Source organism: Pseudomonas sp. NGC7, from assembly GCF_047159675.1.
In the GTDB taxonomy this organism is placed as follows: Bacteria; Pseudomonadota; Gammaproteobacteria; order Pseudomonadales; family Pseudomonadaceae; genus Aquipseudomonas; species Aquipseudomonas kermanshahensis.
The window spans coordinates 2,612,666-2,637,862 of the sequence record NZ_BAAFZY010000001.1 but is presented as its reverse complement, the minus strand read 5'-3'; the positions used below and the strand labels follow the sequence as shown (position 1 = coordinate 2,637,862).

Sequence of the window (25,197 nt, the reverse complement as noted above, 5' to 3'; positions counted from 1 at the left end):
AAAAGTTTGGAATACCATAATATGATATCCCGTAGACCTTGAATGTGCAGGCCGGCACCTACACTCACAATCGGCCACCGACACTTTGTTTTAGCTGCTCCCCGAATACTGTTGGCGGGCGCACCAAAAAAGCCCCGCCTCGAATAACAAAAGCAACGAGGGCGTAACCATGCTGTTGAGCAAACGTGTAACCGCAGTGCTGTCCGCCAGCCTGCTGACCCTGGCGTGTCAGGCCACGCAGGCCGCTGACAGCCTGAACTTCGTCAGTTGGGGCGGTACCACCCAGGACGCCCAGAAAGAAGCATGGGCCGTACCCTTCTCCAAAGCGACCAACATCAAAGTCGTCCAAGACGGCCCTACCGACTACGGCAAGCTCAAGGCCATGGTCGAAAGCGGCAACGTGCAGTGGGACGTGGTCGACGTCGAAGCCGACTTCGCCCTGCGCGCCGCCAGTGAAGGCCTGCTCGAGCCGCTGGATTTCAACACCGTCAAAAAAGACCGCATCGACCCGCGCTTCGTGTCCGACCATGGCGTCGGCTCGTTCTTCTTCTCGTTCGTGCTCGGCTACAACGAAGGCAAGCTGGGTGCCAACAAGCCGGTAGACTGGACCTCGTTGTTCGACACCAAGACCTACCCCGGCAAGCGCGCCCTGTACAAATGGCCGAGCCCTGGCGTGCTGGAACTGGCGCTGCTGGCCGACGGCGTGCCCGCCGACAAGCTCTACCCGCTGGACCTGGACCGCGCTTTCAAAAAGCTCGACACCATCAAGAAAGACATCGTCTGGTGGGGCGGCGGCGCGCAGTCGCAGCAACTGCTGGCCTCTGGTGAAGCCTCGCTCGGCCAGTTCTGGAACGGCCGCGTGTATGCCTTGCAGCAAGACGGTGCACCGGTGGGCGTGAGCTGGAAGCAGAACCTGGTCATGGCCGACTTCCTGGTCATCCCCAAGGGTGCCAAGAACAAGGACGCGGCCATGAAGTTCCTGGCCAACGCCAGCAGCCCCGAAGGCCAGGCCGAGTTCGCCAACCTGACCGCTTACGCGCCGGTCAACCTGGACAGCGTGCCCAAGCTCAAAGCCGATCTTGCGCCTAACCTGCCGACCGCCTACGCCCAGGACCAGGTGACACTGGACTTTGCTTACTGGGCGAAAAACGGCCAGGCCATCGCCGCACGCTGGAATGAGTGGTTGGTCAAATGAAAGTCGCCATCAACGCCCTGCACAACGCGCAAGGTGCCCCCACGGGCGCCGGCGCCCCGGGAACGGCCCCCCGTCGTGTGAGCCTGGGCCAGCGCTGGAAAGGCAGCCGCAACCTGTTGCCTGCCCTGCTGTTCCTTGGCCTGTTCTTCTTCGCCCCGCTGATCGGCCTGTTGCTGCGCGGCGTGCTGGAGCCAGTGCCAGGCCTGGGTAACTACGAGCAATTGTTCGCCAACTCGGCTTATGCGCGGGTGCTGTTCAACACCTTCTCGGTGGCCGGTATGGTGACCCTGATCAGCGTGCTGCTGGGCTTCCCGCTGGCCTGGGCGATCACCCTGGTACCCAACGGCTGGGGCCGCTGGTTGCTGAACATCGTGCTGCTGTCGATGTGGACCAGCCTGCTGGCGCGCACCTACTCGTGGCTGGTGCTGCTGCAAAGCTCGGGTGTGATCAACAAGGCGTTGATGGCCATGGGCATCATCGATACCCCGCTGGAGATGGTGCACAACCTCACCGGCGTGGTGATCGGCATGAGCTACATCATGATCCCGTTCATCGTGCTGCCGCTGCAGGCGACCATGCACGCCATCGACCCGATGGTGCTGCAAGCCGGGTCGATTTGCGGGGCCAGCCCGTGGACCAACTTCTGGAAGGTGTTCCTGCCGCTGTGCCGCTCGGGGCTGTTCTCGGGGGCGTTGATGGTGTTCGTCATGTCGCTCGGTTACTACGTCACGCCGGCCCTGCTCGGTGGTGCGCAGAACATGATGCTGCCCGAATTCATCATTCAACAGGTGCAGTCGTTCCTCAACTGGGGCCTGGCCAGCGCCGCCGCTGCACTGCTGGTGGTGATCACCCTGGTGCTCTTCTACCTGTACCTGAAGCTGCAGCCGGAATCCCCGGTCGGCAACGCGAGGTAATCCGCCATGCTCCTGTCACCCAATGCCATGGGCCGCCCGCTGCGTACGGGCCTGTACCTGACCACCGGGGTCATCGCCGCCTTCCTGCTGCTGCCGGTGGTGTTCATCGTGCTGCTGTCGTTCGGCTCTTCGCAGTGGCTGGTGTTCCCACCGCCGGGCTGGACCTTCAAGTGGTACGGCCAGTTCTTCTCCAACCCAGAGTGGATGGATGCCGCCCTGGCCAGCCTCAAGGTCGCCGTGCTGACCACTGTTGCCGCAGTGCTGCTGGGCCTGCCGACGGCGTTTGCCCTGGTGCGCGGCCGCTTCCCCGGCCGTGAGATGCTCTACGGCCTGTTCACCATGCCGATGATCGTGCCGCTGGTGATCATCGCCGTCGCAGTGTATGCGCTGTTTCTCAAACTGGGCTACACCGGCACGCTGTTCGCGTTCGTGGTCAGCCACGTGATCGTCGCCCTGCCCTTCACCATTATCTCGATCATCAACTCGCTGAAGCTGTTCGACCAGTCGATCGAAGATGCCGCAGTCATCTGCGGCGCCTCGCGCCTGCAGGCAATCTTCAAGGTGACCTTCCCGGCCATTCGCCCAGGCATGATCGCCGGCGGCCTGTTCGCCTTCCTCGTCTCGTGGGATGAAGTGGTGCTCAGCGTGATGATGGCCAGCCCCGACCTGCAGACCCTGCCGGTGAAGATGTGGACCACCCTGCGCCAGGACCTGAGCCCGGTGATCGCCGTCGCCTCGACGCTGCTGATCGGCCTGTCCCTGCTTGTGATGGTCATTGCCGCCGCTTTGCGCCGGCGCACCGAAGTCAACGCCTGAGCGCCCGGAGAAAACAACAATGAGTGCAGTGATCAAAGACAACGCGCACAACAAGACCCTGGTCAGCCTGCGCGGCCTGAACAAGCACTACGGCGACTTCACCGCCGTGGACAACCTGGACCTCGAAATCCAGGACGGTGAGTTCCTCACCTTCCTCGGCTCCAGCGGCTCGGGCAAGTCCACCACCCTGTCAATGCTGGCCGGTTTCGAAACCCCCAGCAGCGGCGAGATTCTGGTCGAAGGCCAGTCGCTGGTGAATGTACCGCCGCACAAGCGTGATATCGGCATGGTGTTCCAGCGTTATTCGCTGTTCCCGCACCTGAACGTGCGCGACAACATCGCCTTCCCCCTGGCCATCCGCAAGCTCGGCGCCGCCGAGATCAACAAGCGGGTCGATGCCATGCTCAAGCTGGTGCAGCTGGAAAAGTTCGCTCACCGCAAGCCCTCGCAAATGTCGGGCGGCCAACAGCAACGGGTGGCGATCGCCCGTGCGCTGGTCTACGAGCCCCGCATCCTGCTGATGGACGAGCCGCTCGGCGCACTGGACAAAAAGCTGCGTGAAGACCTGCAAGACGAACTGCGCCAGTTGCACCGCCGGTTAGGCATCACCATCGTCTACGTCACCCACGACCAGGAAGAAGCCATGCGCCTGTCCCAGCGCATCGCCATCTTCAGCCATGGCAAGATCGTTGGGTTGGGCAGTGGTTATGACCTTTACCAGAACCCGCCTAACGCGTTCGTCGCCTCGTTCCTGGGCAACTCAAACTTCCTGCGGATCACGGCCAGCAGCAATGGCGCGGGCAGTTTCGAGGGCCAGCCGGTGGCCATTCGCCTGACCGCCGGGTTGGCTGCCGACCAGCAGGCACTGATCATGGTACGCCCGGAAAAAGCCCTGGCACTGACCGCTGCCCAGGCCGCCGCGCAACCCCTGCCAGCAGGCTGGAACGAGGTGCGGGCCAAGGTCGCCGAAGTGTTGTTCCTGGGTGAAAGCCAGACCTGCCATGTGGTCACTGCCGGCGGTACCGAAATGACCGTGAAGTCGCTGTCTGCGGCAGGCATGCCGATGCAGCCAGGGGATACCGTGAACGTGCGCTGGGCCGTGGCGGATGCCTGCATCTATACCGAGTGGGCGGAGAGTGACCTGAGCAAGTCGGCAGGCGCGCACTGATTTAGCAGCAACCTGTGGGAGCAACTGTCTTGTGGTGCTTGTACCGGCCTCTTCGCGGGCAAACCAGCTCCCACAGCATTAACGCCCTCCGACTGCCTGTCATATTTCTATCACGCCATCGTCGTAATCTGCCGGGCAACTCTGTGCCATAGGTTGCCCGGCATGCCCCGCCTGCTGCTCATTCTTCTTGCCCTGCTTCCGCTGTCGGCCCTGGCCGATTTTGCGCATTTGCGCGTGCAGGGCTCCAACACCATCGGCGCGGCCCTGCTGCCGGCTTTGGTGCAAGGGCAATTGCGGGCTCAAGGTGCAACGGCGATTGAACAGGCCCCCGGCACACACATCAACGAAACCGTCATCACCGCCCGCGACGTTCGCGGGCAACCGCTGCGTGTCGACATCGCCGCGCATGGTTCCAGCACCGGCTTTGCAGCGTTGGGCCGCGGCGAGGCCGACCTGGCTGCCGCCTCGCGGCCGATCAACGAAACAGAAGTTCAGCAACTGCATGCCCTGGGTGACCTGCGCGCGCCCAGCGCCGAACAGGTCATCGGCCTCGATGGCGTGGCGGTGATCGTCCACCCCGACAACCCACTGCCACAACTGACCACGCAGCAACTGGCGCAGATCTTCTCCGGGCACATCCAGCGCTGGGACCAGGTGGGCATTGCGGGTGGGAAGATTCACCTTTATGCCCGCGACGACCGTTCCGGCACCTTCGAAACCTTCAAGGCACTGGTGCTCGACCCTAATCAAGGCGAGCTGTCTGCCAAGGCCCAGCGCTTTGAATCCAGCGACACGCTGGCCGAGCGCGTCACCGCCGACCGCCAGGCCATCGGCTTCAGCAGCCTGGCGGCAGTACACGGGGCCAAGGTGCTGGCCGTCGCCCAGGGCGATGCACCGGCCATGCTGCCGCAGCGATCGCTCGTGGCCAGCGAGGACTACCCGCTGTCGCGGCGACTGTATTTCTACCTGCCAGCCAACCCCAAGCCTCAGGCCAAGGCCCTGGCCGACTTTGCCCAGAGCCCAGCCGGCCAGGCCATCGTCGCCCAACTGGGTTTCGTTTCGCAGCAGGTCAAGGCCCAACCGGTACCCCCACAGGCCGACATGCCGCCACGCTACCGCACACTGGCCCAGCAAGCGCAGCGGTTGAGCGTGAATTTTCGCTTTCAGGAGGGCAGCGCCAGCCTCGACAACAAAGCGTTGCGCGATGTGCAGCGGGTAGCCGAGTACCTGCGCCAGGCCGGCAAGTTGCAGAGCAAGGCGGTGCTGGTGGGCTTTGGTGACCCCAAGGAGACTCCCGGGCGCGCGGCGCTGCTTTCGCGCTTGCGGGCGCTGGCGGTTCGTCGCGAGCTGGCACGCGATGGCGTGGACGTGCTGGAAGTGACCGGCATGGGCGACGAACTGCCCGTGGCAGGGAACGACCAGGAGCAAGGCCGCTTGCGCAATCGGCGGGTAGAAGTGTGGGTGTATTAAGGCGTCACCCGCCGAGCGCCAGGCAAAGAAATGTAACAGGTCTGCATTCGGCATCCTCGTCAAACGGGACTAGGCTCAAGACCATGTGATACCGGGCCCCTCTGACGGCTGCCAAGCCGCCATGTCGGATCACTGTTGCCTTGCAACGTCGACAATAAAGGAGGGGCTCATGACGGCTCTGCAGACATTCCTCACCACTCCGTTTCTCGGTACCAGCACGTGGTTGTGGCTGGTGTTCATGGCCATCGTCATCGGTTTGCTGGTACTCGACCTGGGCGTGCTGCACCGCCAGGACCGCGAGATCGAAATGCGCGAAAGCCTGCTGCTGTACTCAGGCTATTTCAGTGTCGGCGTGCTGTTCGGCGCCTGGGTCTGGTATGAGCTGGGCGCGCAGTCGGCGCTGGAGTTCTACACCGGGTTCCTGGTCGAGCAGTCGCTGTCGATGGACAACGTGTTCGTCATGGCGATGATCTTCGGCTTCTTCGCCATCCCCCGCCGCTATCAGCACCGCGTGCTGTTCTGGGGCATCCTGGGCGTGGTGTTCCTGCGGGCGATCATGATCGGCGTGGGTGCGACACTGGTGCAGAACTTCGAATGGGTACTGTACATCTTCGGCGCCTTCCTGCTGTTTACCGGGGTGAAGATGGCACTGTCGAAGGAGGACAGCCATCCGGACCTGGCCAACAACCCAATCTTGAAATTCGTGCGCCGGCACATGCGGGTTACCGACCAGATCCACGGCTCGCACTTCTTCGTGCGCCAGACCCCGCCAGGGCAAAGCAAGGCGCTGCGGTATGCCACGCCGCTGTTTCTGGCCCTGGTACTGATCGAACTGGCCGACCTGGTGTTTGCGGTCGACAGCGTGCCGGCGATCTTCGCCATTACCCAAGACCCGTTCATTGTCTATACCTCGAACATCTTTGCCATCCTCGGCTTGCGCTCGCTGTACTTCGCCTTGTCGGCGTTGATGCACCGGTTTATCTACCTCAAGTACGCGCTGGCGTTGGTGTTGATCTTCATTGGTTGCAAGATCTTCTACCACGGGATGGTCGGCAAGGTACCGGCGTTGCTGTCGCTGGGGGTGACGTTTGGGTTGTTGCTGGGTGGGGTGGTGGTGTCGTTGGTCAAGACGCGGGGGGGTAAGGTAGCGGTGGATGAGGCCAGCATGGAGCCGCTTCCGGCGGGGAAAGCTGAGGGCGATAAAAAAGAGAAAGACCCGCAATTGCGGGTCTGACTAACGCGCTTAATACGTGCAAACTCAGCGATTCTTAGACGCAACTATTCATCAAAAATACAAAAACTAGAATTACTACACCTTGGAAATCTTGATAACTAAACCCGCAAACATCATCCAGGCAAAACCGATGATAGCTAGCCAAGTAGACGCTGCCAACCATCGCTTCAGCTTTGGCGGAAATTTTTTTAGTTCTTCAGCATCCACTTGACCGCGGCGCAATACAAACCAGGGGAACGTGACTAGGCCACCAATAGCACAAACCAACATTAGCCGCCATTTAAAATAAGATCCACCCCAGGTTACTTTCAAACACTCTATATACGAATTACTTGTAATCGAAGAGCAAACAACCTGATAATGACGAGTCAACGTTATGTACGCACTTATTGCAAAGCCTGACATGGAAATAACAAATGGCATAATTACAAACGACAGCTTTACAGCTATAGGCCATGTATTAATATCCATAATTTGATACCTCATAGATGAATTCCCCTGTCCCCTCCCCCATGATCTCACCTAACTTACCGCCCGCGAAGCTACCGCCGCCAACTAATAAAATTCCGCATAATGGAATTGCTAAACCCGCAGTACCCACAGTAAACGCAGCACACACCGTACCAGCCGCTGCACCGGCTACCAACGACCCTGCCATTCCACCACCCACGCTCCCGCTGAATTTTCCTGTTTCTACGAAGCGGGCTTTCCTGCACTCCTCTGTGCTCCCTGCCTGGCAAACCTCTCTCACATTCAAGTACGACGAAGCCCCGCTCAGTCCAATTGCAGCATTCCCGCCGTGTTTGAGGTAATTGGAGAGTTTCGCCACTTTATCGAGATGCGTCGCATACCCCGGTATCTGCCCCGCCCCACCCGCTTTCGACCAATGGTGCACCAGGCTCTTGGTCGAAATATTCAGATTCTTCCTAAGACGCTCATAACTCCCCAAGTTCAGCTGTTTGTTAAGTAATGCCGCCTTCAACTGTCCATCCAGTTGCTGCAACAGTTGACGCCGCGAGACGAAAAATTCGCGACTGTTCAAATGCCCATGCCGCAAAAACTCCCGCTGATGCAATTGCTCGATCTGGGTCAAGGTGTTGCGGACCTGTTTCAACCCTTGATCCAGCATGTCCTTGCCCACGCCCATCGATTGGCTGGCATTGCTGAGCAAGCCGGCAATATCAGCCTGGTGCTTCATCATGAAATCCGATTCGGCAAAATCCAGCGCCGCCAACGCGTGCCGGGCGTCCTGAGCGGCAGCCATCAGCTTGGCTTCCTCACGGGTACAGGCATCGCCATTATCTGGGTCACCAATGACGAAAATTTCCCCAGCCTTGAATCCTTGATCGTAGGTAGGATTAAGCCGCTGCAAACGGGAAATGGGTAACGTGGCGTCCTGCTCGGCCAACCGCAGCAGAACCTGAGAGAACGACATGCTTCTGGGAACCACATAAAAGCCCGGCTCCATTGTCCCCGGCAATGCTGTGACTGATCCTCGCGAGCAGTTGCTTGCTTGAGCACCGGCGGTTGGCACAATAGACATTACGCGGTGAGTCGCCAAAGCCTGGAGAGGTGGCGGTGCCACATCCAGCGGTGCTACGACTCGGTTACTACCGGGCGGGCAACCACAGTTCACCAGCGCCCCATCCATGGCCACGGCATGGCCACCAGAGATGAAATGCCTAACGCCTTCAGCGACGGTCCCTTCATCGCCGCAGAGGGGACAGGGTGTTGTCCTGTCGCCCTCCCTGAGCACCCTACGCCCGTCGCTCAAATAGCAGGGATCAGTCGCGATGCAAACAGCGCCCGTCGTGGTGACGTCACCGTCTACCGCCTGACCTTTTCCTCCCAGGTTGACACGCATCGACACGCTCTCTGTGCATAGGTGAGGTGTCGAAACCTAACAGCTGCAACAGCGCTTTTAGTGCCTGAACGTGAAAACCAGACACTTCCTACAGCAATTACGAAATCTGCTTACAAATCACTTGGAACTACGCAACATCTCCACCGGCACATACTTGCCAATCTCATACTTGCCAATCGCCGCGCGATGCACTTCATCCGGCCCGTCGGCCAGGCGCAAGGTGCGCTGCATGGCGTACATATACGCCAGCGGGAAATCACCGCTCACCCCAGCGCCACCATGCATCTGGATCGCCCGGTCGATCACCTTCAAGGCCACATTCGGCGCCACTACTTTGATCTGTGCGATTTCGCTGCGGGCCACTTTGTTGCCGACCGTGTCCATCATGTAGGCCGCTTTCAGCGTCAACAGGCGGGCCATGTCGATTTCCATGCGCGAGTCGGCGATCTTGTCGACGTTGCCGCCCAGGCGGGCCAGCGGGCGGCCGAAAGCTGTGCGCTCCACGGAGCGTTTGCACATCAATTCCAGCGCCCGTTCGGCCATGCCGACCGAGCGCATGCAGTGGTGGATGCGGCCTGGGCCGAGGCGGCCCTGGGCGATTTCGAAGCCACGGCCCTCACCCAGAATCACGTTCTCGTAAGGCACCCGCACGTTCTCGAACAACACCTCGGCATGGCCATGCGGCGCGTCGTCGTAACCGAACACCGGCAGCGGCCGGACGATCTTCACGCCAGGCGCGTCGGTTGGCACCAGCACCATCGAGTGCTGCTGATGTCGCGGCCCTTCGGGGTCGGACAGGCCCATGAAGATCATGACCTTGCAGCGCGGGTCACAGGCCCCAGAGGTCCACCACTTGCGGCCATTGATCACCCACTCATCGCCATCACGCACAGCGGTGGCGGCCATGTTGGTGGCGTCCGAGGAGGCCACGTCCGGCTCGGTCATGGCGAAGGCCGAGCGGATCTCCCCGCGCAGCAGGGGCTCAAGCCACTGGCGTTTCTGCGCCTCGCTGCCATAACGCACCAGCACTTCCATGTTGCCGGTGTCCGGTGCCGAGCAGTTGAACGGCTCTGGCCCGAGCAGCGAGCGGCCCATGATTTCGGCCAGCGGGGCATACTCCAGGTTGCTCAGCCCGGCGCCGTACTCTGACTCGGGCAAGAACAGGTTCCACAGCCCCTCGGCGCGGGCCTTGGCCTTGAGCTCTTCCATGATCGCGGTGGGCTGCCAGCGATCCCCCTCGGCGACCTGGCGCTCGAACACCGCCTCGGCGGGATAGACATAGGCATCCATGAACGCGGTGACGCGCTCACGCAGTGCCTGGACCTTGGGCGAATAGGCGAAATCCATCGGGGCTACCTTCACGGTTCGTAGGACATGGGCCACAGCCTAGAGCAGCACACGCCCATCCACCTAGTCTATTTTCCGCGTGTATAAACATTCATAACCGATATATGATCGGGCAATAATTCCAACAATGAGCGGCGCACATGAACCTCAGCAAGGTCGACCTCAACCTGTTCATCGTCTTCGACGCGATCTACACCGAAGCCAACCTGACCCGCGCCGGGCAAATTGTCGGCATCACCCAACCGGCGGTGTCCAATGCCCTGTCGCGGCTGCGCGAAACCTTCAACGACCCGCTGTTCGTGCGCACCGCACAAGGCATGGTGCCCACGCCGATGGCGCAGAACATCATCGGCCCAGTGCGCAACGCCCTTGCCCTGCTGCGCACCTCGGTGCAGGAAAGCCGCATCTTCAACCCGCAGCAGGCCAACAAGACCTTCCGCATCAGCATGACCGACCTGACCGAGGCGGTGATCCTTCCGCCGCTGTTCCAGCGCCTGCGCCGCCTGGCACCTTCGGTGCTGATCGAGAGCTTCCTGTGCAAACGTCGTGAAACCACCAAGGAACTGGCAGCCGGGCGGCTGGACTTTGCCGTCGACGCCCCGCTGAACACCGACCCACAGGTACGCCACGTCAAACTGATGCAAGACCGCTATGTCTGCGCCCTGCGCCAGGGCCACCCGCTCGCCGACAGCAAACTGACCCTCGACAGCTACCTGGGCATGACCCATATCCATATCTCCAGCCGCCGCAATGGCCTCGGCTATGTCGACCTGGCCCTGGGCAAGATGGGCGTGCAACGCAAAGTGGCCTTGCGCTCACAGCACTACCTGATGGCTTCGCAGGTGCTGCAGCAGACCGACATGGTGATGACCGTCCCCGAGCGTTTCGCCCGCCGCCATCAATTGCGCTACCAGGCATTGCCTGTGGATGTACCGGCGCTGGAAACCCACCTGTACTGGCATGAAAGCACGGATCAGGACCCCGCCAACCGCTGGATGCGCGAGCAGATCATCGAGTTGTGCGAACGGGTGGTGGCGGAGGAAGAACGCACGCTTGAACCTGCCTGACGTTCCTACCATGGTACAGATGCCAGCCTGGTGGAGAATTATTTTCTCTACCAGCCTTCATACATAGAATTATTTACCAAAAAGGTGCGAATCAGCCAAACAGAAGGCAAAAATGTTTGGCCAAGGGCCGGGTACGCTTACTGCAACGATCACTGAATTCAACGTGACAGACACGGACCTGCCCCATGCCCAGCGCCCCGCTCTACTTCGACTACGCCGCTACCACGCCCGTTGACGACCGCGTCATCGAAACGATGCTCGCCTGCCTTGGCCGCCAAGCCAACTTCGGTAACCCCGCATCCAGTGGCCACGCCTATGGCCAGGCGGCCCGCAATGCCGTGGAGCAGGCGCGCCAGCAGGTCGCCGAACGCGTCGGCGCCCGCGCCGATGAGCTGGTGTGGACATCAGGCGCTACCGAGTCCAACAACCTTGCGCTGAAGGGTATCGCCCAAGGCATTGGCGAGCCCGGCCACCTGATCACCAGCCAGCTGGAACACAAAGCCGTGCTTGACACGGTCGCTGAACTGGAGCGCCAAGGTTGGGCCGTTACCCGCCTGGCTGTGGATGCTTCGGGCCTCATTCAGCCTGAAGCCGTGCAGGCGGCACTGCAGGCCGATACCCGCCTGGTCTCGCTGATGGCGGTCAATAACGAACTGGGCACCGTGACCGATTTTGCGGCGATTGGCGAGCGTGTGCGTGCCCACGGTGCGCTGTTGCATGTGGACGCCGCGCAGGCGGTGGGCAAACTGGCCATCGACCTGGCAGCAATGGCGGTAGACCTGATGTCGTTCTCGGCCCACAAAGCCTACGGCCCCAAAGGCATCGGCGCGCTCTACGTCGGGCCGCGCGCGCGCGAACTGATGCGTGCGCAGATGCACGGTGGCGGGCATGAACACGGGCTGCGTTCCGGCACCTTGGCGACCCACCAGATTGTCGGCATGGGCAGCGCTTTTGACCTCGCCGGCCAGCCGGGGGACAGCGAGCACCAGCGCATCGAGCACCTGTCCCGGCGACTGCGCGATGGGTTGCTGGCCTTGCCAGCGGTCAGCCTCAACGGCTGCGACACACAGCGCATCGCGCATACCTTGAACCTGTGTATTGAGAGCCGAGGCTTCAACAGTGCGGCGTTGGCCAGTGAGCTGGCATTGTCGACCACGTCAGCGTGTAATTCGGCGAGCAATGCGCCATCGCATGTGCTGCTGGCGCTGGGACTGAATGAAAGCCAGGCACGTAACAGCGTGCGGTTGAGCATTGGGCGGTTCAGCACCGAGGCTGAAGTGGACAAGGCCATCGAGGTGTTTGCCAAGGTGACAGCGCAGGCTTCAATGGCATTGTGGTGAGGCCGAGCTTGTCAGGGGCCGCTTCGCGCCCCATCGCCGGCAAGCCAGCTCCTACAGGGCCATCACTGTCCTGAAGACGGCGCAATTCCGGTGGGAGCTGGCTTGCCCGCGATGGGGCGCGAAGCGGCCCCCAGCGATATCACAGGAAAGTGAAGACCTTCGAAGCCGGCAACCGCGACTTGCTCAGCCCCGCATTGAAGTCAGCCTCGCTCCGATAGCCTAGGCTCATGATCACCACACTGGTGTAGCCCTGCTCGCGCAGCCCCAGCTCGGCATCCAGCACCTTGCTGTCGAAGCCCTCGATCGGCGTCGCATCCAGGCCATGTGCCGCAGCGCCAAGCAGTGCGGTGCCCAAGGCCAGGTAGGTCTGCTTTTCCATCCAGTGCTGCACGTCTTTCTGGTCGAAGCGGTGCAGGTCGACGTAGTGACGACGGCTCTGGTTCTGCCCGGCGCGGGCCTGTTCGTCGCGAAAACGGCCATCAGCGGCTTCCTGCGCGAGCACCGCATCCAAATGGGCCTCGGTCATCTCAGTACGGGTGCAGAACACGATCACATGGGACGCATCGAGAATCTTCGGCGTATTGTAGGCGAAGCGCTCTTGGGTGCTCTTGGCCAACCGGGCCTTGCCTTCGGCGCTGTCAGCGACGATGAAGTGCCAAGGCTGTGAGTTGACCGACGATGGGCTATGGCGCAGTTGCTCGAGCAACGCATCGAGGGTGGCCTGGGGAATGCGACGCGAGGCGTCGTAAGCCTTGGTGGTGTAGCGGCGCTTGGCCAGGGAAACGGTATCCATGCAACAACTCCTGCAGTGAAATGGGATTTGTCGCGCATCTTATCTTTCCTGCAAATAAGAAAAACCGGCAAACTACAGCAACACTTTCATCCTGTGAGTGAAAATGCTGCGCATCACTGACCTTGAACTGTTCGTACGCAGCAGCGTGCTGGGCAGCTTCACCGCCGCCGCCCATGAGGCAGAACTGCTGCCGGGCCAGGTGGCCGCCGCCATCAAACGCCTGGAACGCGAGCTGGACGTGCGCCTGTTTGCGCGGACCACCCGCAGCCTGCGCCTGACCGCTGCGGGCGAGTTGTACTTGCCGACCGCGCAGAACGTGCTGGAAAGCCTGCGCCAGGGCCGCGAGGACCTGCACGGTAATGCCAGTACCTTGCGCGGCACCCTGCAGGTTTCAGCCCCTTCGGACATGGGCCGCAACATGCTGCTGCCCTGGTTGAGTGCCTTTCGCCGCGAGCACCCGGCGCTGCACCTGCGCTTCTTTCTGTCAGACCAGATGGCCGACCTCAATCGTGACCCGGTGGACATCGCCATCCGCTACGGCCTCAACCAGGATGCCAACTACATCGCCCTGCCCCTGGCCAGCTGGAACCGCCGGGTACTGGTCGCCTCCCCCGACTACCTCGCGCGCCACGGCCGGCCACTGACGCCGGAGGCCCTGCAGCAACATGCCTGCCTGTTGTACATGCAACAGAACCGGGTCTATGACAAATGGCGGGTGGGTAACCGCACCGTGCAGGTGCGTGGGCCGCTGGTCAGCGACGACGCCGACGTGATCCGCCGCCTGGCGCTGCTCGGTGAAGGGATCGTCTACAAATCGTGGCTGGATGTCAGCGCCGACATCGAGGCGGGCGCACTGGAGATTCTGCTGCCCGAATACCTGGGCGAGCCAACGCCGGTCACCTTGGTCTGCCCGCACCGCAAACAGCTGACGCCGGCGGTGACACAGCTGCACCTGTGGCTGCGCGAACGCTTCGAGGCCCTGCGGCCGCGGCTGCTGAACAAGGGCTGCACAATCGTTCCAGACTGAACCGCACGCGTGCGCTAAGGTAGCGTTTTACCCCCACGGCCTGCCCCCATGAGCAACTGGATCGACCTCAAACAAGACGCCGACACCGGCATCGAGTCGGTCCGCGCGCATTTTGTCGGGCATGCCTACGACCCGCACTGGCACGACAGTTTCCTGGTCGGCGTCACCGAGCAAGGTGTGCAGCAGTTCAACTGCCGGCGGGTACGCCATCGCAGCACGCCGGGCCAGGTGTTTATGCTCGAGCCCGGCGACATCCACGACGGCCTTGCACCGACCGAGGAAGGCTTCACCTACTCGACGCTTTACCTGGAGCCTGCCTGGCTGGACGATCAATTGCGGGCCTTGTTCGAACACGCACCCAGCGCCGGCCTGCCCAGCTTTGCCGATACCTTGTGCCACGATGAGCGCCTGGCCCGCGCCACCGCGCTGGCCTTTAACAGCGTGCACTACCAGGACCTGCGCATTGTCCGCCAGACCGCCATGGACGACCTGCTGGCCTGCCTGACCCGCCACCTGCACTGGCGCAAACGCGTCAATCCCGACCCGCGCCTGCCGCTGACCGCGCAGCGGGCGCGTGACTACCTGCATGCTCACCTGGACCGCGACATCGGCCTGGAAGACCTGGCCCAGGCCTGCGGCGTCGACCGTTTTCGCCTGACCCGGGCGTTCAAAGCCGCCTTCGGCCTGGCCCCGCACGCCTACCTGATCCAGTTGCGCCTGGCCCGCGCGCGGCGCCTGCTCAGCCAAGGCCAGACACCTGCTGAAGTGGCCATGGCGCTGGGCTTTGCCGACCAGAGTCACTTGGGGCGCTGGTTCCGCCGGGCGTATCGATTGACCCCAGCCGACTACCGCAGGCGCTGCTCAAACCTTCCAGACTGACTGCAGCCAGGCAGCGAACATGGCGCTTCGAACCCTCGGAGCCTTGTGCCATGTCGCAGACGTTGTTGCCCTTCATCCTCTTCGCCCTGGTGGCCAGCATCAGCCCGGGGCCGACCAACCTGTTGATCCTGGCACATGGCGCACGGCAAGGTTTGCGGGCGAGTGTGGCGCCCATCCTCGCCGGCTGTGGCGCAGCCGCGGCCGTGGTGCTGCTGGTCGGGCTGGGGCTGGGCGAGCTGTTAGTGCGCCATCCACTGGCCCAGCGGCTGATGAGCTGGGCCGGCGCGCTGTGGTTGAGTTGGCTGGCGTGGCGCATTCTGCGCAGCGCTGGGCAGCCCTTGGACATCAACGCAGACAAGCCTTTGGATGCGCTCAGCGCGGCGTCGCTGCAAGTGGTGAACCCAAAAGTGTGGATGATGGCCGTGGCCGTGATCGGGGTATTTGCCGCGCCAGCACTGCCGGTGTGGCAGTTGGCGCTGGTGTTTCTGCTGATTGCCCTGCCGTGCATGACGGCCTGGGCACTGCTGGGGGTAGGAAGTGCACGCTGGTTGCAGGTGCCTGCGCGGTTGCTGTGGGGGTTGGCGGTGGTGTTGCTGGTGTCGGCTTGGGCGACGCTGCTGGGTTGATTGTGATGTTGGCTTTGCCGGCCTCTTCGCGGGCAAGCCCGCTCCCACCGGTATTCCACTGCTTTCAAGGCCGGTGAAGATCCTGTGGGAGCGGGCTTGCCCGCGAAGAGGCCAGTACAGGCAAATCAGCCACCTAAGGCATCACGGAACCGCCGGGTACTGGCCGCCGCCAGCAGCAACCCGACAACCGCGACACAGCCTCCGACCAGGCCGATGTCGGCCACGTCCATCTGGCTGCTGACGATACTGCCCAGCAATGCCCCTCCACCAATACCGATGTTGTAAATGCCCGAGAACAAGGCCATGGCCACGTCCGTGGCATCGGACGCCAACTTCAGTGTCTTGGACTGCAGCGACAGGCTGAAGCTCAAAATCGCCACGCCCCAGAACATGCTCAACACAGCAAACGCATAGAAGTTGCCCGACAAGGGCAACATCAACAGCAGGCAGGCCGCCAGCAGGCCAATCGAGCCCACCAGAAAACCCTGCGGGAAGCGGTCGCTGTAACGGCTGAACAGCACAGAGCCGAACACGCCGGCGCCACCAAACAACAGCAGCAGCAACGTGGTGCGCTCACCGCTGATCTGCGCCACATGCAGGGCAAACGGTTCGATGTAGCTGTAGGCGGTGAACTGCGCAGTGATCACCAGCGTCACCAACAGGTAGGTGATCACCAGGGCCGGGCGCTTGAACAGGATCGGCAAACTGCGCAGCGAACCGGAGTTCTGGCTGGGCAGCAGCGGCAACGACTTCATCAAGCACAGCATGGTGGCCAATGCCACCCCGGCAATGCTGAGGAACGTCACGCGCCAGCCCAGGGCTTCACCCACCACACGGCCCAGCGGGATACCCAACACCATCGCCAAGGTCGTGCCGGTGGCCAGCAGGCCCAGCGCCTTGGCCTGCTGGCCAGGCGGGGCCACACGCACGGCCAGCGACGCGGTAATCGCCCAGAACACGGCGTGGGCCAAGGCGATGCCGATGCGGCTCACCAGCAACATGGCAAAGCTCTGCGACAGCCACGACAACAGGTGGCTGACGATGAACACGAGAAACACGAACAGCAGCAGGCGCCGGCGCTCGATGTTGCGGGTCAGCAGCATCATCGGCAGCGAAGCCAGGGCCACGACCCAGGCATAGATGGTCAGCATCAGGCCGACTTGGGCAGTGCTCATGTCGAAGCTGCGGCCAATGTCGCTGAGCAACGCTACCGGGACAAACTCGGTGGTGTTGAAGATGAAGGCCGCGAGGGCCAGGGCGATCACGCTCAGCCAGCTGCCGTTACCGGTGGTCGGCGGCACATCGGTGGGTAGGGGTCCGTTCATGGGTGGGGTTCTATATCTCCGCAGGCATGGCGAAAAGACGCGCTTCAGGGGCCAAGTATCGGCCGCGCTGGGGCACGGGTTTGTTATTGGAAGGAATGCCGGCATGGTACGCGTCAATACCGGGCCTCACAACCAGCGGCACATTGCGAGTAACATGCCCGCTTAATGTGAATTGCAAGCGGAACAAGGAGCCCGATCCGCCCATGGACAAGCAACAACCCCAGCAGCAGTGGCAGCAGGCGGTCACCACCTACGCCCAAGCCATCAACCGCTACGTCGCGCAAGGCTGCGCACAGGGCTGGGACAACCTCGAAGAACCACAGCCTGCGGCCACCGAGCACCTGCTCGACGCCTGGCAGGCCGCCTTGGAAGCGATCAACCGGCCGGGGGTGGACGAACAGCAACGCCAAGCCTTCCGCGCCGCCTGGCCGCCTGCCCACCTGCCGCTGGTGCCGCTGCTCGACGCGCATGGCCAAGGCATCAGCAGCGTCCTGGTGCTGGACGACGGCAGCCTGCTCGCGCGCATTGGCATGCCCTATGAAAAGGGCCAAGTGGTGCGCATCGATCAACAAGGCGTGACGCCCGTCATCGGTATCGAGCACTTCGGGCGTTGCCCACAGCGCCGCTACTTTGCCCTGGCCAACGCCGAGGGCGTGCGCGTGACCGATGGCTGGGGCGGCCCGCAGGTCGCTCGCCTGGCCTGGCCTAGCGGGCTCGAAGGCCTGCCAGCGGGTTACCCGTTCGAGCCGCTCGACCTGCCACCCACACCCACCAGCCTGGTGCCCTTCGCCGGTGGCCAGCGGGTGCTGCTGGTGAGCGCCGAGGGTATTTACCTGCTGGCCGCTGAAGGTGCCACCCGGCTGCTGCCACGCCAGTCGCAGATACTCGAGGAACTGGCCGAAGGCACCGACCCGGACGATATCGCCCTGGGCCTGGCCATGGAGCACGGTGCAGTGTCGCCGGACGGGCGCCTGATCGTGGTGGGTGAACAATGCAGCCGCCACCTGGTGCTGAATGACCAGTTGGAGGAAGTGGCGCAGATCGGCCCCGGCGGCGAATACCCGCACTTCGCCCTGTTCAACCGCAGCGGCGACCAGTTGATCGTCAATGCCTGCCACTTCTACAACGGCGGCACACTGGGGGTACGCGTGGCAGACCTTGCGGGCCTGGACACCGACTATTACAGCGAAGACCCACGCACCCCACTGCTGCAAGACGGAGCGCGGGTGTATGCCGGGGTCGCAGGCGATGGCGAGTACATCGTCGGCGATGCCTACGGCTACCTGCGGGCCTTTGGCGAAGAGGGCACGGAACATTGGCAGCACTTCCTGGGGTCGACCATCAGCGCCATGGACATCAGCGCCGATGGACGCACGCTGGTTGCGGCGAGCCATGCCGGGTTCATCTCGGTGATTGCGCTGGGCAGTGGGCGGCCTGAGTGGCAGATCGGTACCGGCGAGCATGGTGAAGTGCGGCGCTGGTTGTTCTGGAAGGGGTGGGACAAGGCGCTGGTCTGGTAGATCTGCACTGGCTTCTTCGCGGGCAAGTCGGACCGCGAAGAGGCCAGTACAGACGACTACTCGATCAGCCCTGAAGCGTGGCCATGTCGATCACAAAGCGGTACTTCACATCCCCAGCAATCATCCGCTCGTAAGCCTGGTTGATATTACGAATATCGAGCATCTCGATATCGCAACGGATGTCGTGCTCCGCACAGAAATCCAGCACTTCCTGAGTCTCGGCGATGCCGCCGATCAGCGAGCCGGCCAGTACCCGACGCTTGAGCACCAGGTTGGCCGCGTGCAGCGCCGGTTCAATCGGTTCGATCAGGCCGACCAGAATATGCACACCATCGAAGGTGAGGGTTTCCAGGTACGGATTGAGGTCGTGCTGCACCGGAATGGTGTCGAGCAGGAAGTCGAAGCGACCTGCCGCGGCGCGCATCTGCTCGTCATCGGTGGACACGATCACATGGTCGGCACCCTGGCGGCGCGCTTCCTCGGCCTTGGCTGGCGAACGGGTGAACAAGGTCACTTCCGCGCCCAGCGCCTTGGCCAGTTTGATACCCATGTGGCCGAGGCCGCCCATGCCCAGGATGCCTACCTTGTGGCCAGGGCCAACGCCGTGGTGCTTGAGCGGCGAATAGGTGGTGATACCGGCGCACAAGATCGGCGCGGCGCTTGGCAGGTCCATGCCGGCAGGGATACGCACCACAAAGTGCTCGCTGACGACGATGCTGCTGGAATAGCCACCCATGGTGTTGCTGCCATCGACCCGGTCAGGGGTGGCGTAGGTCATGGTCGGGCCTTCCACGCAGTATTGCTCCAGGTCCTTGGCACACGCCTCACAGTGGCGGCAGGAATCGACCATGCAACCGACGCCTACCAGGTCGCCGACCTTGTGCGCGGACACCTTGTCGCCCACCGCGGTGACCCGGCCGATGATCTCGTGGCCCGGCATCAACGGGTACACGGCGATGCCCCATTCGTTGCGTGCCTGGTGGATGTCGGAGTGGCACACACCGCAGTAGAGAATCTCGATGGCAACATCGTCCGGGCGCGGGCTGCGGCGTTCGAAGGTCATGGGAGCCAGAGGGCTGGTCGGGGTTTGGGCGGCATAACCGATGGCGGTGTACATGCGGGACCTCGCAGAGAAGTGAAACGATTCAGGCGGCGAATTTTGCGCGCCCTGCCTCGCCTCGCCCACCGCAGATTCTCCGGCATGCATGCCTGATTCTCCGGAGTTTCCCGCAAGCATCTGACGCTAGAGCTTCAATCTGCGATGATGCAACTGTCTGATTCTCTGCCCAGGTTCACCATGCAGCTCACCCGCCATGTCGACGCTAACGCCCCCCTCTGCGCGCTGATCCGCCGCCTCGCCACGCGCCCGGGTTTCGTGCCCACTCACCTGCCCCAAGTGCAGGTGCTGAGCTGGGACCACTATGTCGCCAGCAGCCCGCAAATCTACGAGCCAAGCCTGATGATCCTGGCCCAGGGCAGCAAACTCGCGCGGCTGGGGCCGCGCACCCTGGAGTACGGTGCGGGCCACTACTTGGTGCAGGCGTTGTCGGTGCCGTTCATGTGCGAAACCTTCGCCACCCGCGAGGCGCCGCTGTTGGGCGTGGCAGTGGACATTGACCGCAGCGTGCTCGGTGAATTGGTGCAAAGCATGGACCTGGCACCGGATGCCGCCGTCCAGGCCCAGACCCCGCAGTCCATGACCTCTGCGGCGCTGGATGCGCCCATGCGCGAGAGCGTCGAACGGCTGCTGAGCTGCCTGCAAGACCCGCTGGATGCCAAGGTGCTCGGCCCGGCGCGGGTGCGCGAAGTGCTCTATACCGCGCTACGCGGCCCGCAAGCCGGCGTGTTGCGGGCGTTGGTCGAACAGCAGGGGCATTTCGCCCGCATCGGCGCCGCCCTCGCCCACTTGCGTGAACACTACACCGAACCCTTGAGCGTCGAGGCGCTGGCGGCACGCGCCAACATGAGCGTGTCGACCTTCCATGAGCATTTCAAACGCTGCACCGACATGGCCCCCATGCAATACCTCAAGCGCCTGCGGCTGCTCAAGGCGCAGCAGATGCTGATCGGCGAGGGCCTGGGAGTGGCGCAGACGGCGCACCGGGTGGGCTACCAGAGCACCTCGCAGTTCAGCCGCGAGTACAAACGCCAGTTTGACCGCAGCCCGGGGGATGAAGTGGCGTACCAGAGTTTGCCGGTTTGATTGGTGGTGGCCGTCAGGTGTCTGGCTGGGGCGTTGTGGTGTGGCAGAAACCGAGCGCCGCCCGCGCGGCGCATCGCGAGCAACGCTCGCTCCTACGTCTGTTTCGGGCCAATTATTTCTGGGGCATAGGCGCGCGGTCCCCTGGTGCCTGACACGATATCGGATAGATCAAACAAGGCGGTCGCGCGCAACTATCACAGGCTTTACTGGCCCGAAACAGACGTAGGAGCGAGCGTTGCTCGCGATGCGCCGCGCGGGCGGCGCTCGGTTTCCGCCACACCATCAAACCCCAGCCATACACACCCAACATCTCACCCCCCCATTGCTACCCACCAACCGACCCAGCTAATATTGAGAAAGATTCGCACTCACAACTGGATACCAGGCGTTGGACAGCACATCGACCCGCAAGCTGGGCTTCTTCTTCAGCGACCATCACCGCTGGCTGCTCCAACATGTCTTCAAACGCCTGCGTAATCGCGCCGATGCCGAGGACACGGCAGCCGAGGCGTTCTGCCAGATGCTGGGCGCACGCGTCGACCCGGACAGCATCGAGCAACCGCGTGCCTACCTCTCGACCATCGCCCGTCGGCTGATCTTCGATCGGTACCGCCGTCGCCAACTCGAGCAGGCGTACCTCGAGCGCTTGGCGCTGCTGCCCGAACCCATCGCCCCTTCTGCCGAAGAGCAACTGCTGCTGATCGAGGCACTGGTGACCATCGACAAGGTGCTGGACGGCTTGCCCGCCATGGTCAAGGCCGCCTTCCTCTACAGCCAGCTCGATGGCATGAGCTACGTCGACATCGCCGCCCGTTTGCAGATCAGCGAACGCACCGTCAGCCGCCACATGAAGCAGGCCCTGCGCCAGTGCTACCTGTGTGAGGTGCACGCATGAGCGCAACACACCTGGACCCGATCAGCGAGCAGGCCATCGACTGGATGGTCGCACTCAAGGCCGGCACGCCTGACCAGGCGCTGCTGCAACGCCTGGCGCACTGGCTGCGCCAGGACCCCGCACACCAACGCGCCTGGGACCGCCTGCAACAACGCCTGGGCAGCCCGTTTGCGGCGCTGCACGCGCTGGACCAACGTGCCCCAGGGCAAGCCGCCGAAGCCCGCCAACTGCTGCTCACGCCCACCCACTCTCGCCGCGAAGTGCTGGGCGCGCTGGCAGGCATGGGTGTCGTCGCAGGCGCCTTGTGGAGCGGTTGGCGCAGCGACAGCGCGCAAAACTGGCTGGCTGACCTGCACACCGCCAGCGGCGAGCGGCGCAGCTTTACCCTGGCAGACGGCAGCCGCCTGAGCCTCAACAGCGCCAGTGCCGTCGACCTGCAGTTCGATGCCAGCCAACGCCTGCTGATACTGCGCCGTGGCGAAATAGTGATTCAGGTTGCGGCCGACCCTCAGCGGCCCCTGCGCGTGCGCACGCCCCAAGGGCAAGTGCAGGCGCTGGGCACCCGCTTTCTGGTAAGCCAAGAGCAAGCCGCTACCCGCGTCGTGGTGCTGGAGCACAGCGTGCGCGCCAGCCTGCGCGATGGCCGCTGGCAAGACGTGCAACAGGGGCAGGCAGCCCTGCTGCGCAGCGATGGCATCCAGCAACTGGGCGGCGAGCAGCAACAACGCTGCGCCTGGCTGTATGGGCGCCTAGAAGTGCTCGACGAACCCCTGCACGCGGTCATCGATGCCCTGCGCCCCTACCAGCGCGGCTACATACGGCTGGCGCCGGCGGTGCGCGGGATGCGCGTGCAAGGCGTGTTCCCGCTGGACCAGCCGCAGGAGGCGCTGGCTGCCCTGGCGGAAGCCCTGCCGATCAAGGTCGAACCGTTCGGCCCCTGGGTGACGTTGATCGACCCCAGCCAAGGCTAATGAAAATATTTGTGAAAATCATTCGCGGGCGTGTCCGGTTTTCGTTTCTCGTCCCACCTATCTCCTGACAAGTCACTTCATTCGGGAGAATTCTGTGCTCAACCTCTGGCCCCGCGCCTTGCCCCTCGTCGTTGCCCTGAGCAGCCTCAATGCCCATGCCCAGGTGCAGACCCTGGCGTTCGACCTGCCGCCTGCCAGCCTGGCCGCCACCCTTAACCGGATTGCCAGCCAGAGCGGCTACATCATCGCGCTCGAACCCCAGCTGGTACGCGGCAAGCAGGCGCCGGCAGTCGTCGGCCAGATGAGTGCCGAGCAAGCCATGCAAACCGCGCTGGTCGGCAGCGGCCTGCAATTGCGGCTGACCAGCAGCGGCCACTTCAGCGTCGCCCCGGCAACCCCAGAGAGCGACGTGCTGGAGCTTGGCAGTACCAGCATCACCGACAATTACCTGGATGCCACCAGCGAAGGCAGCGGCTCGTACGCCGCCCGCGCGGTGACCCTTGGCAAAGGCACGCACACCCTCAAGGAAATCCCTCAATCGGTGACGGTGATTACCCGTAAACAGCTGGATGACCAAGGCATCACCGACCTGCAGGAGGCGCTCAACCACACCACCGGGATCGTCGGCGCGCAAGGCATCGGCCCAGGCGTGGTGGTGACATCGCGCGGGTTCCAGATCGACGACTGGCAGTACGACGGCGTGCCTATCCCGCGTAACAATTATTCGCTGGGCAACTGGGCGACCCAGGACCTGGTGTTCTTCGACCGCATCGAGGTCCTGCGCGGCGCCTCGGGCTTGCTGCAAGGCACCGGCAGCCCCGGCGGCGCGATCAACCTGGTGCGCAAACGCGGGCAGGCCACCCCGACCGTCACCGTCACCGGCAAGGCTGGCTCCTGGGACCACTACGGCCTGCAACTGGACGCTGGCGGCCCGCTGACCGCCGACGGCCGCGTGCGCGGCCGGATGGTGGCCGACGAGGACCAGAGCGACAGCTTCATCGACTACCAATGGAGCAAGTCCCACTCCCTGTATGGCGCGCTGGACATTGACCTGAACGACGCCACCACCGTAGGTGCCGGCATCAGCTACAACCGCCAGCAGTCGCGGCCAATGCTGCGTGGCATCCCCCGCTACACCGACGGCAAGCCGGTCGACCTGCCCCGCTCGACCTTCACCGGCGCCCGTTGGAACCGTGCCGAAACCGACGTGACCACCTATTACGCGGACCTCGAACACCGCTTCAACGACGACTGGGCGTTCAAGGCCGCCGCCGTGCGCATGGACGAAATCAACACTTCCACGCACCAGCGCGTGCAGTCGACCGGCCAGGGCGTGGCGCCGGACGGCAGCGGCATCACCTATGCCGACTGGCTCACCGACTTCCACAACACCAAGCTGGGCCTGGACATGAACGTGGTGGGCCACTTCAACACCGGGCCGCTGGCCCATGAAATCACCGTCGGCGGCAACTACTCCAAGCTGACGTCGGACGACGCCTATTGGCGCAACTTCGCCGCGTCTGGCGACACCCTCTTCGACATCGACCACAACCGCCCCGAGCCTAGCCGTGACAGTGTGTTCGACGGCAAACTCGCGCGCTCCAACAAGGCCAGCTATGACATCCGCCAAAAAGGCCTATACGGCGTGTGGCGGGTCAAGCCGACCGATGACCTGACCCTGATCCTCGGCTCGCGGGTCAGCTGGTTCGACTACAGCTGGGACTCGATCGACTTCAACAGCCGCACCGACCCCGGCAGCCGCACCCCCACCAGCCGCATGACCGAGTCGGGCGAAGTCACCCCGTATGCCGGCTTCGTCTACGACCTGACCCGTGAATGGGCCTGGTACGCCAGCTACACCGACGTGTTCGTGCCGCAGACCGAGCGGGCCGTCAACAACGTACCACTCAAGCCTGTAATCGGCAGCAACTACGAAACGGGCCTTAAGGGCGAATTGCTGGACGGCCGGGTCAACGCCTCGCTGGCGGTGTTCCGCTACGACCAAGAAAACCGTGCGGTGACCGACGTGGCTTCGGGCTTTGCCTGTGATGACTGGTACTGCTCCACTGCGGCGGGCAAGGTGCGTAGCCAGGGCATCGAGGCCGAGATCAGCGGCGAAGTGCTCAGCGGCCTGCAGCTGTTTGCTGGCTACACCTACAACACCACCAAGTTCCTCGACGACCCGGACGAAGAAGGCCGCGTGTTCAGCCAGTGGACGCCCAAGCACATGTTGCGCGCTTGGGGCGACTACACCCTGCCACTGGACGGCCAACGCTGGAGCACCGGCCTGGGCTTCACCAGCCAAAGCCATACCCTGGGCTACGAACGCACCTACACCGTGCCTGGCTACACCGTGTGGAGCGCGCGCCTGGCGTATCAGCTGACGCCGGAAGTGAACCTTGCGGTCAACGCCAACAACCTGTTCGACAAGAAGTACTGGGTTGCCGGCTTCAACCAGCTCAATGGCAGCAACAACTACGGCGAGCCCCGCAACTTCATGTTGACGGTCAAGTACACGCCTGAGTTTTAAAACGCAGCACGCA

22 protein-coding genes are annotated in these 25,197 nt (G+C 62.9%); 16 read left to right on the top strand and 6 right to left on the bottom strand.

The annotated features are described in order from the left end of the window. Positions 1 to 169 precede the first annotated feature (169 nt). The 6 genes from ACMCNM_RS12000 to ACMCNM_RS11975 all read left to right on the top strand — a co-directional run bounded on the left by ACMCNM_RS12000 (position 170) and on the right by ACMCNM_RS11975 (position 6,797). The gene (locus ACMCNM_RS12000) at positions 170 to 1,195 is read left to right on the top strand and encodes a polyamine ABC transporter substrate-binding protein (protein ID WP_099429850.1); all 1,026 of its coding nucleotides are present in this window, start codon (positions 170 to 172) and stop codon (positions 1,193 to 1,195) included. Then, entirely contained in the window at positions 1,192 to 2,109 is a 918-nt protein-coding gene (locus tag ACMCNM_RS11995) for an ABC transporter permease (RefSeq protein WP_412764411.1), read from the top strand. Before ACMCNM_RS12000 ends, ACMCNM_RS11995 begins: the two co-directional genes overlap by 4 nt. A 6-nt stretch (positions 2,110 to 2,115) precedes the next feature. Beyond that, positions 2,116 to 2,925: an ABC transporter permease gene (locus ACMCNM_RS11990; RefSeq protein WP_027593811.1), complete on the top strand. Its 810-nt coding sequence runs from the start codon at positions 2,116 to 2,118 to the stop codon at positions 2,923 to 2,925. A 19-nt stretch (positions 2,926 to 2,944) separates the two neighbouring features. After that, positions 2,945 to 4,093 (top strand): ABC transporter ATP-binding protein, encoded by a 1,149-nt coding sequence (locus ACMCNM_RS11985; protein ID WP_412764410.1) that lies wholly within the window; start codon positions 2,945 to 2,947, stop codon positions 4,091 to 4,093. Between the two features lie 162 nt (positions 4,094 to 4,255). After that, positions 4,256 to 5,563 (top strand): substrate-binding domain-containing protein, encoded by a 1,308-nt coding sequence (locus ACMCNM_RS11980; RefSeq protein WP_412764409.1) that lies wholly within the window; start codon positions 4,256 to 4,258, stop codon positions 5,561 to 5,563. A gap of 169 nt (positions 5,564 to 5,732) precedes the next feature. After that, positions 5,733 to 6,797 (top strand): TerC family protein, encoded by a 1,065-nt coding sequence (locus ACMCNM_RS11975; RefSeq protein ID WP_186703336.1) that lies wholly within the window; start codon positions 5,733 to 5,735, stop codon positions 6,795 to 6,797. Between the two features lie 75 nt (positions 6,798 to 6,872). Here ACMCNM_RS11975 and ACMCNM_RS11970 read toward each other — a convergent pair whose 3' ends face one another. From ACMCNM_RS11970 to ACMCNM_RS11960, 3 genes are all read right to left on the bottom strand, one after another. Continuing rightward, positions 6,873 to 7,268, bottom strand: a complete 396-nt coding sequence (locus ACMCNM_RS11970) for a hypothetical protein (RefSeq protein ID WP_412764408.1) — start codon at positions 7,266 to 7,268, stop codon at positions 6,873 to 6,875. Beyond that, positions 7,258 to 8,661, bottom strand: a complete 1,404-nt coding sequence (locus tag ACMCNM_RS11965) for a PAAR domain-containing protein (protein ID WP_412764407.1) — start codon at positions 8,659 to 8,661, stop codon at positions 7,258 to 7,260. Before ACMCNM_RS11965 ends, ACMCNM_RS11970 begins: the two co-directional genes overlap by 11 nt. Positions 8,662 to 8,778: 117 nt before the next feature. Beyond that, a complete protein-coding gene (locus tag ACMCNM_RS11960; RefSeq protein WP_085273281.1) occupies positions 8,779 to 10,008 on the bottom strand; it encodes an acyl-CoA dehydrogenase in 1,230 nt (409 codons plus the stop codon). Positions 10,009 to 10,148: 140 nt separating this feature from the next. Here ACMCNM_RS11960 and ACMCNM_RS11955 point away from each other — a divergent pair, with 140 nt between their 5' ends. Both ACMCNM_RS11955 and ACMCNM_RS11950 read left to right on the top strand, forming a co-directional pair. Beyond that, on the top strand, positions 10,149 to 11,075 hold the full coding sequence (locus ACMCNM_RS11955; RefSeq protein WP_085273280.1) for a LysR family transcriptional regulator: 927 nt from the start codon (positions 10,149 to 10,151) through the stop codon (positions 11,073 to 11,075). Positions 11,076 to 11,260: 185 nt separating this feature from the next. Then, positions 11,261 to 12,415, top strand: a complete 1,155-nt coding sequence (locus ACMCNM_RS11950; RefSeq protein WP_412764406.1) for a cysteine desulfurase family protein — start codon at positions 11,261 to 11,263, stop codon at positions 12,413 to 12,415. A gap of 139 nt (positions 12,416 to 12,554) precedes the next feature. Here the strand turns inward: ACMCNM_RS11950 and ACMCNM_RS11945 are convergent, their stop codons facing one another. Then, positions 12,555 to 13,208 (bottom strand): oxygen-insensitive NAD(P)H-dependent nitroreductase NfsB, encoded by a 654-nt coding sequence (locus tag ACMCNM_RS11945; RefSeq protein ID WP_027593818.1) that lies wholly within the window; start codon positions 13,206 to 13,208, stop codon positions 12,555 to 12,557. Positions 13,209 to 13,311: 103 nt separating this feature from the next. Between ACMCNM_RS11945 and ACMCNM_RS11940 the strand changes: the two genes are divergently transcribed. From ACMCNM_RS11940 to ACMCNM_RS11930, 3 genes are read left to right on the top strand one after another with little or no spacing between them, the layout of a single operon-like run. Further along, entirely contained in the window at positions 13,312 to 14,235 is a 924-nt protein-coding gene (locus ACMCNM_RS11940) for a LysR family transcriptional regulator (RefSeq protein ID WP_085273278.1), read from the top strand. A 48-nt stretch (positions 14,236 to 14,283) separates the two neighbouring features. After that, positions 14,284 to 15,114 carry an AraC family ligand binding domain-containing protein gene (locus ACMCNM_RS11935; RefSeq protein WP_412764405.1) on the top strand — a complete coding sequence of 277 codons (831 nt, stop codon included), beginning with the start codon at positions 14,284 to 14,286 and terminating at the stop codon, positions 15,112 to 15,114. A gap of 50 nt (positions 15,115 to 15,164) precedes the next feature. Continuing rightward, positions 15,165 to 15,740, top strand: coding sequence for a LysE family translocator (locus ACMCNM_RS11930; RefSeq protein ID WP_412764404.1), 576 nt, complete (start codon positions 15,165 to 15,167; stop codon positions 15,738 to 15,740). Positions 15,741 to 15,865: 125 nt separating this feature from the next. Here the strand turns inward: ACMCNM_RS11930 and ACMCNM_RS11925 are convergent, their stop codons facing one another. Beyond that, a complete protein-coding gene (locus ACMCNM_RS11925) occupies positions 15,866 to 17,065 on the bottom strand; it encodes a sugar transporter (RefSeq protein WP_027593822.1) in 1,200 nt (399 codons plus the stop codon). Positions 17,066 to 17,268: 203 nt separating this feature from the next. Here ACMCNM_RS11925 and ACMCNM_RS11920 point away from each other — a divergent pair, with 203 nt between their 5' ends. Then, entirely contained in the window at positions 17,269 to 18,585 is a 1,317-nt protein-coding gene (locus tag ACMCNM_RS11920) for a hypothetical protein (protein WP_186678759.1), read from the top strand. Positions 18,586 to 18,649: 64 nt separating this feature from the next. Here ACMCNM_RS11920 and calA read toward each other — a convergent pair whose 3' ends face one another. Next, the gene (calA, locus tag ACMCNM_RS11915) at positions 18,650 to 19,702 is read right to left on the bottom strand and encodes a vanillin reductase (protein WP_186678760.1); all 1,053 of its coding nucleotides are present in this window, start codon (positions 19,700 to 19,702) and stop codon (positions 18,650 to 18,652) included. 180 nt (positions 19,703 to 19,882) lie between these two features. Here calA and ACMCNM_RS11910 point away from each other — a divergent pair, with 180 nt between their 5' ends. The 4 genes from ACMCNM_RS11910 (at position 19,883) to ACMCNM_RS11895 (ending at position 25,184) form a co-directional block, all read left to right on the top strand. Beyond that, entirely contained in the window at positions 19,883 to 20,788 is a 906-nt protein-coding gene (locus ACMCNM_RS11910; RefSeq protein ID WP_085273275.1) for an AraC family transcriptional regulator, read from the top strand. 388 nt (positions 20,789 to 21,176) lie between these two features. Continuing rightward, a complete protein-coding gene (locus ACMCNM_RS11905) occupies positions 21,177 to 21,683 on the top strand; it encodes a sigma-70 family RNA polymerase sigma factor (RefSeq protein WP_027593826.1) in 507 nt (168 codons plus the stop codon). Next, positions 21,680 to 22,654, top strand: a complete 975-nt coding sequence (locus ACMCNM_RS11900) for a FecR domain-containing protein (protein WP_412764403.1) — start codon at positions 21,680 to 21,682, stop codon at positions 22,652 to 22,654. The genes ACMCNM_RS11905 and ACMCNM_RS11900 overlap by 4 nt, the downstream gene beginning before the upstream one ends. A 94-nt stretch (positions 22,655 to 22,748) precedes the next feature. After that, positions 22,749 to 25,184 carry a TonB-dependent siderophore receptor gene (locus ACMCNM_RS11895; protein ID WP_412764402.1) on the top strand — a complete coding sequence of 812 codons (2,436 nt, stop codon included), beginning with the start codon at positions 22,749 to 22,751 and terminating at the stop codon, positions 25,182 to 25,184. Positions 25,185 to 25,197: the final 13 nt, after the last annotated feature.